We start from the raw sequence: 11648 nt of genomic DNA, 5'->3' as shown, positions 1-11648 counted from the left end.
TCGCAGCCTACGTGCGCTGGGTGACGCGCCGCGTACCCCCTTCGCTGCGCTGCGTGCCCGCCCGGTGCGAGCGGGCACGCGCCCGCGACGGCCTCCCGCGCAGGCCACGGGAGCACCGGGCCCGCGGGCCCGCACCCGCCCGGCAGCGCGGGCGACCACGCGCGGTGAGCACCGCGGACCTCGTCCGGCGACGGCCGCTCAGCCGCGGACCTGGGCGATCAGGGCGTCCACTTCGCCGCCGATGGTGCGGGCGTCCGCCGGGATGAGCGCCAGCACCTGCTCGCCCGAGCTGCCGCGTTCCACCCGGTTCAGGTAGCGCCCGTCCGGTTCCGGGTTGTCGAACCAGGACACCACCTTCGACCGGTGCTTGCGGCCGTTGCGGTCCCGCAGGTTCGCGGCGAGCTGGCCGATGCGCTGGTGCGGGGCCTTGCCGATGGCCTCGTACAGCCGCACCTGCCGGTCGCCCGTGCTGCCGCGTTCCTCGGCGACCGAGCGCAGCATGCTCGACCGGTCGAAGTCCTCCTGCTGCGGCGGCAGCAGCGAGGCCGCCGGAACCCGCACCGGGGTCTGGCTCCCCGGCCGCGCCGGGGGCAGCGTGCCCAGCAGCACCTGCGGCAGCGGCACGTTCTGGTGCACCTCGACGGTGAGCAGCCCGCCGCGGTTCGGCTCCTCGCCCGGGGCCTGCACCCCGAGCACCACCCGGTTCCCCTCGGTGAACGCGGCCAGCGCCCGCCAGCAGTGGTCGCCGCCGACCTGCGGGAACCAGATCGAATCGACCCACAGGTACGGGGTCGCGAGCACCTTCAGCGCCGCGGCGAGCGGCGGCGCGATCTCGTCGGCCACGGCCACGCCGCTCGCGTGCATCCGCCCCAGTTCGGGTTTCGCGATCCGGCTGAACTGCTCCGCGGTGTACCCGGCCGACCTGCTGCTCAACGGGAGCGCCAGCCGGTCGATCCCCAGGTACTTGAGCGCCACGTCCAGGTGCACGGGCGGCAACTGCCACGAGCCCAAAGCGGTCACTGCGTTCTCTCCCCTGTGAAGTGCAGATACCAAGCCGCCGACCCCTGGCGGTGGCCGACCGGCCCCCCGCGGCCGGTCGGCGTCGAATCACTCGCCCAGGACCGGAGGTGCGGTCTTGGGCATGTCGTTCATCCAGATGTCGTCGTGCTCCTCGAGCCACGACGGGCGCTCGTGCTCGGCGTCCTCGCCGCTCTGGCCGCGCTGACCGGCGCCGCCCATGCCGCCGCCCATGCCGCCGCGACCGGCACCGGCACCGCGCGCACCACCGGACGCGCCCGCGCCCGCACCGGCACCCGCGCCACCGACACCCGCGCGGCCGCCCGCGCCGACGCCGCCCGCACCGCGACCGGCTCCGCCCGCGCCGAGACCACCGGCGCCGCGGCCCGCGCCACCGGCGCCCGCACCGAGACCACCGATGCCGCCCGCCAGGCCGCCACCCGCACCGGCACCTCCACCACCGGTGCCGAGACCACCCGGTCCGCCGGGAACCCCACCGGCCCCGGGACCACCCGAGGGCCCCGACCACTGGCTGCCGGACCCGGACGGCGAACCGGGGAAGCTCCCGGCACCGCCACCGAAACCACCGGTTCCGCCGGAGCCGTAACCGCCACCCGGCAGTCCGCCACCACCGACGCCGCCCCCGCCGACACCGCCGCCTCCGGTGCCGATACCGCCACCGGTACCGGGACCGACGCCGTTCGCGCCGGGACCGGTGCCCCAGTCCGTACCGGCTGGCTGCGTCGCCGCGGGCGGTTCCTTCGTCGAACCGTCCGGGCCGGTGTACTGCGGCATGTTCGCGTCGACCTGGGTCAGCGTCGGGCTGTAGACCCGGCCCATCGTCTCCTGCGCGGCCTGCTCCGCCTGCTCGCGCTCCTCCATCTGCCCGAGCGCGTCCAAGCCCGCACCCGCCGGACCGAACGGGATGGACGCCGCGACACCCCGGCCGACGCTGTAGCCGTCCGGCTTGTCCACCATGTTCCGCGCCTGCCCGGCGGCCTCACCGGCGGCGTTCAAGTTGTTGCCGGTCACCTCGAAGGCGTCGGCGCTCGCCCGCATCCACTCCGAAGCGGGTTTGCCGACCTCCTTGGCCGTGTTCGCGGCCTCGCCCTCCCAGCCGCCCTCGACGATGCGCTGCACGTCCGTCGCGTAGTTCTCGCCGCGACCGCGCAGCTCCTTCGCGAACTCGATCCACACCTGGGCGACCTCGCCGACCTTGCCCTGGTCGATCGAATCCTGGTTCGTCGAGTAGATCTGCCCGTGGTCGAAACCGCCCCAGTTCACGCACTGCGTGATCGCCGGCTTGTCGAAGCCCTGGACGTCCATCCCGGAGTTCTGCCGCTGCAGCTGCGCCTGCTGCTGCTGGGCGATCCGGTTCGCCTCCTCGCCGTGCGCCTTGCGATCCTTCTCAGCCGAGCTCTCGTATCCGAGGATCTTCGAACCGGCGTTGTCGACCATGCTGAACAGGCTCATGACTCCCCCACATCATTCCGGCAACCGCGACGCGGTCTGCTCGGCGATCTTCTCGATCTCGCCGCACGGGTCGGCGACGGAGTCGCGCATGTAGGCGGTGAGCTGGTAGAGAGCGACGCCGCCGCCAGCGGGAACGACGGTGATGCACGCCCCCTGACCGGTGAACCCCGGAGCGATCATCCTCGCAGAGTCCCGGCCCGCGATGTTGATGTGTTCGTACGAGTCGTACGAACCACCTTTTTCCAGGCTCTGAACAGTCTCGTCCGCGTTCTTCTGCAACGCGATGTCCATCTTCTCGCCGTTCCAGGTGCAACCCGGCTGGAAGCTCACTTGCGTAAACTCCTCGGCTTGCGTCGAGACGCCGTAAGAGGACAGCTCATCGGACTTGAAGAACGTGCACGGATCGAAGTTCTCCAGCGCAGCAGAATCGGACGATGTCGGCGATCCAGCCCCATCGCCGCTACCGCCCGAATCGGAGCCCAACGCGCAAGACGAGAGCCCGAACAAGGAAAGGGCCGCGGCGGCCGCAATCAGAGGACGGGGAACATTAATCACTGCATACCTCGCCTAAGATCGTCAGAATTCTGCTCATCGGTGGCACGGTAATCACGGGCAGCCCCGCGAAACGCGTCAGCCTGCTTTTGGAGCTCTTCCTGGAGGTTTCGAACCAATTCCGCCGCACCTGAGTTGCTATCAGTCGCTTTGTCCTGAAAACGTTGAGCAAGCTGCTGGCCATCGGGGTAATCACCCAGACCCTTGACGACGCTCAACGCCTGCGTCTTCTTCAGCAGCTTCTGCAGCGCTTCGATCTCCTCTTCCACCCGCTTGGCCGCTTCTTCGGCGACCTGAGGGTCGAGGGCGAGCTTGCCCGCGCTGACCTGTTGGTTGATCGACTGCGTCTGGGCGCCGATCGCCTTCAGACCTTCCTTCGCCGCGGCGAAGCCGCCCGCCTCTGCGCTTGCCATCCCCAGGCCCCTCTGGACTCCGATGATCTCCCCAGTGAACGGAAGACACTTTAGCGCGACGCCGCTCCGATGGTCACTGGTTCGGGCGAACCGGGCGGCTTCCGGTACGCGGCGAAGCAGGTGCACAACCGGTCGGCGAAGGCGGGCAGCGCGTCCCGCAGGTGCGCGAGGTCGACGGCCGCCCCGCGGGCGCGGTACCAGTGCACCTCGGGCGCGTCCGCGGTGCCGAGCTCGGCGCACGCCGCGAGCCACCGGTCGGCCTCGCCGAGCACCAGGGCGTAGGGCAGCGGACGGAAGCACCCCGATTCCCGATCGGCGGCGCGCGGGTCCACGGCTCCGGAAGCCAGCTGTTCCCCCAGGCCGCGCAGGTGCGCGGCCAGCACGGCACCCCGGGTGGTGCGGGCGGGCAGCGACCGGGACGCGGCGGTGAGCACGGCGCCGCCGACGGCCACCGCGATGCCGATCAGCCCCAGCCGTCCGGTGAGCGCCAGCAGCACCGCGAGCAGCACTCCGGCCGCCGCGACGCCGAGCCCGCCCCACCAGAGCAGGTTCCGCGCGGCATCCGGCCTGCGCGAGGTCCAGCCCCGTTCGACGACCTCCGCGTAGAGCGCCTCCCGCACCGGCGCCAGGTCGCCGCGACCGAGCTCCGCCAGCACCACCTGATCGCGGTCCCCCACCAGGAGGTCGTGCACCGCCCGTTCGTGATCGCGCAGCGCGCCGTCCGCCGGGTTGCGCCGCACGATGCGCCAGTCCCCGCCGAGCTCCTCGATCCCCAGGTAGTTGCGCACCGCGAGGTCCACGACGGTGCCCGCGACGTCGACGAGTTCCGCCCGGCCGCCGCGGACGGTGCCGACGTGGCCGGGCAGCACCCCGTCCGGCGAGGAGAAGGTCGTGCCCCCGGCGGTCGTGGTCAGCAGCTCGACCGGCCCGGTCGCGGCGGCGGCCACCCCGGCGTCCCGGCGGCGCAGGTACCGCAGCACCCCGAGCGCACCGACCAGCAGCAGCCCGACCCCGATGACGCCCGCGAGGGCTCCCGAGTTCGGCGAGAACGCGTAGGCCGGGTCGAAGGGCCGCTCGACGACCGCGTTGGACGGCACCGCACCGGCGGGCACCCGGATCGACAGCACCAGTCGTTCACCGGGGGCGAGGCCGAACTGGAGGACCTGCACCTGCTGGGCGCGCCCGATCTCGTACCGGCCGCAGCGCTCGCCACTGCCGACCGGTCCGGCCAGGCAGGTGATGTCCTGCGGCACCTGCGGGGCGAGCAGCGATGCGGAGATCCGGTCGACCGGCACGTCCCAGCCGCCGGAGAACGACCAGCGGACCTCCTGGGACTCCCCGTCGTCGGCGACGGCGCCGCGGACCGCGTACCGGAACGTCGCCTCGCCGGGCCGGAGGACGAGCCGCGCCGCGTCCGGACCGACCTGCACGTCCCCGCCGTCGAGCCGCACGTCGGCGAGGGTGAACACGCGGTCGGTGCCGTCGGCGGCGGGCTGCCGCAGCGGGATCGTGCGGTGCACCGGGTTCCCGTCGGGCACGGTGATCCGCTCGGTGACGGTGAGCGCGCCGTCCCGTTCCAGCTTGGCCCGCACCTCGGTCGCGGCGGTGCCGGGCAGCACGTTCACCGGTTGCGCGGCGGCGGCCGGGGCGGCCGCGAGCATCCCCGCGATCAGCACCGCGGCGGCTCTGAGCAGCGAGGTCGGCGAGGGTTTCCCACCTCGCCTCGCACGCGGTTTCCGAAACACGGCACGACCCTAGCCGCGCCTGGTTACGCTCGATCTCCGTCCGACCCGATCAGCCGACCAGCGGAGGAGCCGACCGATGACGGGAAGCGCCGAGGTCCGCCGAGCCGCGCGCGGTGGCCGCGCCGCGGACACCGGCAGACCGTCCACATCGGACTCTCGTTGGCCGGGGCGGGCCGTTCCCCGCAGGACCGCGCAGGCCACTCCGGCGCACCGCGGTGCGCCGGTGCGCACCGCCGACGCACCCCCGCCCGCTCCGAAGCGGAACGATCAGCGCACCGGGCATGGTCCCGGCACCGCTAAGCTCGGTGCGCTCCAGTCGTCGGTGAAGCCGGGAGATCGGTCATGACGCAGCCACAGCCCCCGTGGGGCGAGCGCCCGGTGGGTCCGCCGCCGGCCGCGCAACCGCTGCCGCCGACCGAATCCGGTGGCGCGCCGGGACCGCACTACCTCCCGCCGCAGCTGCCGCCTCCGCAGCAACCCGACCAGCAGTGGTCCCGCCAGCAGTGGAACGCACCCCGCCAGGACGACCAGCAGTGGGGCGGCACCCAGCAGACGGCCCAGCAGCCCGGTCAGCAGTGGGGCGGGCAGTGGACGGGGCAGCAGTGGACGGGCGCCCCGCCCTGGCAGCGCACCGGCGGGCACCCGCCCGCGCCTCCGCCGCGCAAGTCGCCGTGGGCCCTGGTGCTGGCGCTGGTGATCACCGGGCTGTTCCTGGTCGGCGTGGGCACGATCAGCGTCAACGCGCTCACCAACCGCCCCACCGCCGCCGACTACCCCACCCCGGCGCGCGAGACGGGCGACGGTTCGGCGAACTCCACGACCTCCGCCGCGCCGACCAGCGAACCGACCAGCAGCTCCGAACCCACCAGCTCCACCGAGCCGACCACGTCCGCCTCGGTCGACTCGACCCCGGCGCACTCGGTGGCGGCGCTCGGCGACAACCCGATCAACATCAGCGGCAACGGCGCGGTGAACACCCCCTGCCCGCTGCCGCCGTTCGCCACCGACACGGCCTCGCAGTCCGCGTACTACGAGGCGGCGCTGCCCTGCCTGATGGAGATGTGGACCCCGGCGCTGGAGGAGGCGAACCTGCCGGTGCGGATGCCGACCGTGGTCACCACCGACAGCACCGTCACCAGTCCCTGCGGCACCCGCACCTGGGACCAGACCGCGATGTACTGCCCCGGCAACAACACGATCTACATGACGGCCCGCTACTACGCCGACAAGGAAGGCCGCACCGAGCCGGGCGTGTTCCTCGGTCAGTTCGCGCACGAGTTCGGGCACGCGGTGCAGAGCATGAGCGGCATCAACGAGGCCTACACGAAGTCCTCGTACGAGGCGAACGGCACCAGCCCGCAGGGCCTGGAGCTGACGCGCCGCTCCGAGCTGCAGGCCACCTGCTACGGCGGGATGGCGCTGGCGTCGTTCCAGAACGGCGGGATGGACAACGACATCATCTTCGCCGCGCTGGCCGACGCCCGCGGCCGCGGCGACGAGTACAACCCGCAGCCCGACCACGGCAGCGTCGCCACCAACACGGCCTGGGTGGACCAGGGCTTCTACAAGAACCGCGTCACCGAGTGCAACACCTGGCTCGCCGACCCGGACCAGGTGGACTGACCCTCCCACCACGCGCGCCGATCAAGGACCTGCCCGGTGGGTCATGTCCGTTTCCCGTCAGCGGCGAAGCCGCTGAGCAGCGACCACGCACGCAACCGGACCACCCGCGGGTTCTCAGCGGCTTCCTCGCGAGGACGGCGATTTCGCTGTGCACGGACCGGTACATGAGAAATCGCGGCCACGCGGAAACGCGGCAGCGAGGAGTCCGCTGAGGTTCCGCTACCTCAGTGCTGAGCAGCTGAAGCGGAGATTCCGAGCGGTCAGCCGAGGGCTCGGGGTCTGGTGATCAGGAGGGCGTAGCCGCCGCCCGCGATGGCGGCGAGGGTGCCGAGCACCCAGCTGGCGCGCGAGTGCAATCCGCCGCTCTCGGCACCGGCGCCGGGCCGGACCGAGTCGCCGCGGGCGGGAACCTGCACCTGCATGGTCTGGCCCTCGGTGTGCCCGCAGCCGTCCAGCCGCAGCTGCCGCGTCTCGCCGTCCACCCGCACTTCGACGAGGTCGCCTTCGGACGCCTTGCCGCACGGGGTGGATTCGAGCACGGTCGCGGTGGCCGGTTGCGCACCGCCGTCGGCCGAGCCGATGTTCGGCAGCCGCCACCAGGAGAACGCCACCACGACGATCCCGAGCAGGCCCAGTGCCACCAGGATCAGCGCCACCGATGCCGAACCGCCTCGTCGCCTCACACCGCAATGTTGCCAGAACTCCGGGAAACGCTGTCGCAGCCCGGGGTTCGGCTCGGGTCATGGCTCGACGGGGGTGACCTTCTTGACGTAGAGCAGCCGGTCGCCGTCCTCGATGGCGTCGGCTTCGGGTGCGTCCACCCGGTACAGGTTCCCGTCGCGGACGACGCCGAGGACGATGTCCGGCAGGTGCCGCGGTGAGCCGCCGACTTCGAGCGGTTCGACTTCGCGTTCCGCTATGGCGAGGCCGGCATCGGGCGTCAGCAGGTCCTCGAACATCTCCACCACGGACGGCGTGGTGGTGGCCATGCCGAGCAGCCTGCCCGCGGTCTCGCTGGAGACGACGACGGAGTCGGCGCCGGATTGGCGCAGCAGGTGGACGTTCTCCGCTTCCCGCACCGCCGCGACGAGTTGCGCCTTCGGCGCCAGTTCCCGGGCGGTGAGGGTGACGAGGACGGCGGTGTCGTCGCGGGCGGGGGCGACGACGATGGCGCGCGCCCGGGTCGCGCCCGCGACGCGCAGCACGTCGGACCGGGTACCGGAGCCGTTGACGGTGACGAGCCCCAGCGAGGACGCCGTTTCCAGTGCCGCGTGATCGGTGTCCACGACGACGATCCGCTGCGGGTCGGCGCCGTCGCCGAGCAGCGCGGTGACCGCGGAGCGGCCCTTCGTCCCGTACCCGATGACGACCACGTGGTCGCGCACCTTCGTCCTCCAGTGTTGGATCTTGAACGCTTGCCGGGATCGTTCGGTGAGCACCTCGAGGGTGGTGCCGACCAGCACGATCAGGAACAGCACCCGCAGCGGGGTGATGACGAGGACGTTGACCAGCCGGGCCAGCGGGCTGACCGGGGTGATGTCCCCGTAGCCGGTGGTCGACAGCGACACCGTCGCGTAGTAGACCACGTCGAGCAGGCTCAGCTCGCCGCCCGCGGTGTCCCGGTAGCCGTCGCGGCCGACGTAGACGATGGCGACGGTGGCGGCCAGCGCGAGGGTGGCACCGATGATGCGCCGCACGATGGACTGCACCGGGCTGACCGCGGCCTCCGGCATCCGGATCACGCCGACGAGCGTGTGGTCCGGCCGGTCGGTGAGCCGTTCGGTGCGCGGGAGCCGCATCCGCCCGCCGATCAGGTGGCCGGCGCGAGCGGTCCCGCCGCGCTTCACCACGGCGCCGCCTCGCGCCCGGTTTCGGCGTCTTCGCCCACGATTCCCCCGATTTCCGCTGGATCTGCTGCCGCCGAACATAACCCGAGGGGAAGGCGTGCACCGCGAGACCTCCCGTGCTCCGGGTCACCACGGGCATTGCCCGGAGGCGGTGCATCGTGCAACGCTGCGGCGCATGACTTTCCCCCGTTCGGCGCAGCTGCTGTCCGGTGTGCTCGCCACCGCCGGGGTGCTGCACTTCGCGAAGCCGGCACCGTTCGACTCCATCGTGCCGAAGCAGCTGCCCGGCTCCGCCCGCACCTGGACGCACCTGTCCGGCGTCGCGGAGCTCGGTTGCGCGGCGGCGGTGGCGCATCCGCGGACGCGCAGGTGGGGCGCGCTGCTCACCGCCGGGTTGTTCATCGCCGTGTTCCCGGCGAACGTGCAGATGGCGTGGGACTTCCGGCGCAAACCGCTGCCGCAGCGGGCCATCGCCTACGGCAGGCTCCCGTTGCAACTACCGCTCATCGCGTGGGCCCTGCGAGTTCGCTCGGGCGCAATCAAATAGCCACCGGACGTAGTCCACGACGGGTCGACCGGTTTACCATCTTCCGGTGCAGCAGCTTGAGCACGCCGCCGACGCGCTCGGCTGGCAAGGTCATCTGGTTCCGCACGTCGAGGTGCTCGGAGCGCGGTTCGCGGCCGTGACCCGCATCCGGCGGGACGTGCACCTCTGGCGCCGGGAGCACGGCTGGGCCCCGGAGGACGATCCGATGTGGTTCCGGTCCTGGTCGCAGCCGTCCATGCACGACCACCTGCCGGTCGCGGCCGTCGACGTCGTGGGCATCCTCGTTCCGGTGCGCAAGGCGAAGCACGGGCCGCGGGCGTGCGGCACGTTGATGACGCTCGCGCCGTGCAGCGTCGTGCTGCCGCGCGGACACCCGTACCGGCCGTGGCCGATGACCGAACTGGACTACTACGGCATCGGCGTGGTGGCCGACCACGGCGCGGAACCGTCCGAAGTGCTGCTGCCCCCGGAGGACCGCTCCCCCGAGTTCAGCTCGTCGCTGTTCGGCCGCTGGCTGCAGGAAGTGCTGTATTCCCTGGTGCTGCAACGGGATCCGGAGCTGGCGGAGAACCCGACGGGTTCCTGATCCCGCGCAGCGGCGGGCCCGTCGGCACCGCCGCCGGTTCGGGGCGATCAGGACAGCACGTACTCGTGCCAGTTCATCCCGTGCGGGTTCCAGCCCAGCCCGCGGCCTTCCTTCGCGGCCCGCAGCGCCTGCATGGTGTGCGGCCAGCGGCGGATCACGTTGGCGACCGCGACCGGGGTCATCAGCTCGCTGGTGCGCCGGTGGTCACCGGGCCCGAGGAACGCGATTCCCCCTGCGGTGGACAGGATGTCGGTGAGCGGCGCCTGCCCGGACAACGTGGTCTTCTCCACGCTGATCAGCGTGTTCGGGTGCAGGTCCGGGGGCCAGGTGCGCCGGTCCAGGTCGGCGGCGACGGGCTGGTCGCAGTTGCCGCAGCGGCACTCGAACTCACCGGTCCAGCCGTGCTTCGCCCAGGACCACACGACGCTGCCGCCCGGTTCCAGGTCAGACAGCGCCGCGACGTGCGGCCAGGCGCCGACGACCGCGTTGAGCATGGTGCGCTTGGTGGGCCGGGATTCGCCGCCGGGGCCGGTGAACGACCAGGTGCCCGCGGCGTCGCGGCTCACCCGGACCAGCGGCACGCGCAGCGACAGCACGTCGGTGTCGACGACGACTTCCGCCTCGGGCGGGGTGTTGAGCTTCCACTCCGTGTTCTGATCCATCCCGAGAATGTTCATGCGTCCGAACGGGCTACGACAAGATCCGCCACCCGAAGGTGTGGATCTCAGCCGTGTCGTGGACGGTCTCGACCCGTTCGTGCCTCACACGTCCGGTACTGAGGTGAGCAGCGCGCGCAGCCCGTCCCCGTCGAACAGGTCCGCGGGGCTGAGCGTGGTGTCGTGCCGGACGTAGTGGAACGCGGCGCGCACCCGCTCCAGCGGCACGTCCGCCAGCTCCGCCCACGCGAGCCGGTACGCGGCCAGCTGCACCGCCAGCGCGGGCACCTGGTCGTCGGCGGGGACCGCACCGGTCTTCCAGTCCAGCACCGTCCAGCCGCCGTCGGCGTCGGCGAACACGGCGTCCATCCGGCCGCGCAGCACGACGCCTTCGACCTGGGTCTCGAACGGCACCTCCACGCGGTGCGGCACCCGGTCGGCCCAGGAACCGCCCAGGAACGCCTCCTGGAGCCCGGCGAGGTCCTCCCGCGGCGGCGCGGTCTCGTCGGCGGCACCGGGGAGTTCGTCCACGTCGAGCAGCGCGCTGGAGGTGAACCGGTGCTCCAGCCAGGCGTGGAACGCGGTGCCGCGGCGCGCCATCGGGTTCGGCGGCATCGGCAGCGGCCTGCGCAGCCTGCGCGCGAGCGCCTCCGGGTCGGCGGCGAGCTCGACGAGGCGGCTGACCGAGAGGTGGCCGGGCAGCACGACCTGTTCGCGGCGGCGGGCGGCGGCCTCGCGCTCGGCGAGCAGCACGTCGACGTCGCGGGCCCAGTCGAGCTCCTCCGGGTCGGCCTCGGTGTCGGGGGCGTCGTCGGGCGGGCCCGGTTCGCCGGGGAGTGCGGCCGCCGCGGGGGATTCGGGCTCGTCCGGGAAGCCCGGCTCGACCAGGAATTCCGGCTCCTCGGGAAAGTCCGGCTCCTCGGGGAGATCCGGCGCCTCGGGGAGATCCGGCGCCTCGGGGAATTCCGGCTCCTCGGGGAGGTCGGGTTCCTCGGGCAGGACGAAGTCGTCGGGTTCGCCGTGGAACCCGGGTTCCGCCTGCGGGATCTCGGGCTCGCCGCCGGGATCGGGTTCGTCGAGGAACTCGGGTTCCGCCGGGAAGTCCGGCTCTTCCGGGAAGTCCGGCTCCGCCGGGAGTTCGGGTTCGGCGCGGGCGATCCCGGCTGCCACCGCGGTCACGGTCAGCGGC

12 protein-coding genes are annotated in these 11648 nt (G+C 72.4%); 3 read left to right on the top strand and 9 right to left on the bottom strand.

The genetic code is table 11. The annotated features are described in order from the left end of the window. Nucleotides 1–198 precede the first annotated feature (198 nt). The 5 genes from ABZ805_RS24765 to ABZ805_RS24745 form a co-directional block, all read right to left on the bottom strand. Nucleotides 199–1020 carry an ESX secretion-associated protein EspG gene (locus tag ABZ805_RS24765; RefSeq protein WP_358444804.1) on the bottom strand — a complete coding sequence of 274 codons (822 nt, stop codon included), beginning with the start codon at nt 1018–1020 and terminating at the stop codon, nt 199–201. An 87-nt stretch (nt 1021–1107) separates the two neighbouring features. Beyond that, the gene (locus ABZ805_RS24760; protein ID WP_358444802.1) at nt 1108–2490 is read right to left on the bottom strand and encodes a hypothetical protein; all 1383 of its coding nucleotides are present in this window, start codon (nt 2488–2490) and stop codon (nt 1108–1110) included. Between the two features lie 12 nt (nt 2491–2502). Continuing rightward, complete coding sequence (locus tag ABZ805_RS24755; RefSeq protein ID WP_358444800.1) at nt 2503–3045, bottom strand: DUF3558 family protein; 543 nt, start codon at nt 3043–3045, stop codon at nt 2503–2505. Beyond that, a complete protein-coding gene (locus ABZ805_RS24750) occupies nt 3042–3455 on the bottom strand; it encodes a hypothetical protein (RefSeq protein ID WP_358444798.1) in 414 nt (137 codons plus the stop codon). Before ABZ805_RS24750 ends, ABZ805_RS24755 begins: the two co-directional genes overlap by 4 nt. Nucleotides 3456–3505: 50 nt before the next feature. Next, nucleotides 3506–5131 (bottom strand): DUF2207 domain-containing protein, encoded by a 1626-nt coding sequence (locus ABZ805_RS24745; RefSeq protein ID WP_358444795.1) that lies wholly within the window; start codon nt 5129–5131, stop codon nt 3506–3508. A 411-nt stretch (nt 5132–5542) separates the two neighbouring features. Here ABZ805_RS24745 and ABZ805_RS24740 point away from each other — a divergent pair, with 411 nt between their 5' ends. Next, entirely contained in the window at nt 5543–6823 is a 1281-nt protein-coding gene (locus tag ABZ805_RS24740; protein WP_358444793.1) for a neutral zinc metallopeptidase, read from the top strand. Nucleotides 6824–7083: 260 nt separating this feature from the next. Here ABZ805_RS24740 and ABZ805_RS24735 read toward each other — a convergent pair whose 3' ends face one another. Continuing rightward, nucleotides 7084–7506: a hypothetical protein gene (locus tag ABZ805_RS24735; protein WP_358444790.1), complete on the bottom strand. Its 423-nt coding sequence runs from the start codon at nt 7504–7506 to the stop codon at nt 7084–7086. A gap of 57 nt (nt 7507–7563) precedes the next feature. Beyond that, entirely contained in the window at nt 7564–8622 is a 1059-nt protein-coding gene (locus tag ABZ805_RS24730; protein WP_358444852.1) for a potassium channel family protein, read from the bottom strand. 223 nt (nt 8623–8845) lie between these two features. Here ABZ805_RS24730 and ABZ805_RS24725 point away from each other — a divergent pair, with 223 nt between their 5' ends. Together ABZ805_RS24725 and ABZ805_RS24720 are read left to right on the top strand one after the other, a co-directional pair. Then, on the top strand, nt 8846–9217 hold the full coding sequence (locus tag ABZ805_RS24725) for a hypothetical protein (protein ID WP_358444788.1): 372 nt from the start codon (nt 8846–8848) through the stop codon (nt 9215–9217). Between the two features lie 46 nt (nt 9218–9263). Then, nucleotides 9264–9803 carry a hypothetical protein gene (locus tag ABZ805_RS24720; protein WP_358444786.1) on the top strand — a complete coding sequence of 180 codons (540 nt, stop codon included), beginning with the start codon at nt 9264–9266 and terminating at the stop codon, nt 9801–9803. A gap of 47 nt (nt 9804–9850) precedes the next feature. Here the strand turns inward: ABZ805_RS24720 and ABZ805_RS24715 are convergent, their stop codons facing one another. Beyond that, a complete protein-coding gene (locus ABZ805_RS24715) occupies nt 9851–10465 on the bottom strand; it encodes a hypothetical protein (protein ID WP_358444783.1) in 615 nt (204 codons plus the stop codon). 99 nt (nt 10466–10564) lie between these two features. After that, nucleotides 10565–11648, bottom strand: a 1084-nt coding sequence (locus ABZ805_RS24710; protein WP_358444780.1) for a PD-(D/E)XK nuclease family protein, incomplete at its 5' end; no start/stop codon positions are given.

Source organism: Saccharopolyspora sp. NPDC047091 (assembly GCF_040643635.1).
In the GTDB taxonomy this organism is placed as follows: domain Bacteria; phylum Actinomycetota; class Actinomycetes; order Mycobacteriales; family Pseudonocardiaceae; genus Saccharopolyspora_C.
The sequence above is the reverse complement of the archived record's forward strand: the minus strand, read 5'-3'. Positions and strand labels throughout refer to the sequence as shown.

Excerpts from the sequence above, each read along its gene's own strand:
- ABZ805_RS24740 (WP_358444793.1), top strand. The coding sequence starts at position 5,543 with ATGACGCAGCCACAGCCCCCGTGGGGCGAGCGCCCGGTGGGTCCGCCG.
- ABZ805_RS24725 (WP_358444788.1), top strand. The coding sequence starts at position 8,846 with ATGACTTTCCCCCGTTCGGCGCAGCTGCTGTCCGGTGTGCTCGCCACC.
- ABZ805_RS24760 (WP_358444802.1), bottom strand. The coding sequence starts at position 2,490 with ATGAGCCTGTTCAGCATGGTCGACAACGCCGGTTCGAAGATCCTCGGA.
- ABZ805_RS24750 (WP_358444798.1), bottom strand. The coding sequence starts at position 3,455 with ATGGCAAGCGCAGAGGCGGGCGGCTTCGCCGCGGCGAAGGAAGGTCTG.
- ABZ805_RS24715 (WP_358444783.1), bottom strand. The coding sequence starts at position 10,465 with ATGGATCAGAACACGGAGTGGAAGCTCAACACCCCGCCCGAGGCGGAA.
- ABZ805_RS24730 (WP_358444852.1), bottom strand. The coding sequence starts at position 8,622 with ATGCGGCTCCCGCGCACCGAACGGCTCACCGACCGGCCGGACCACACG.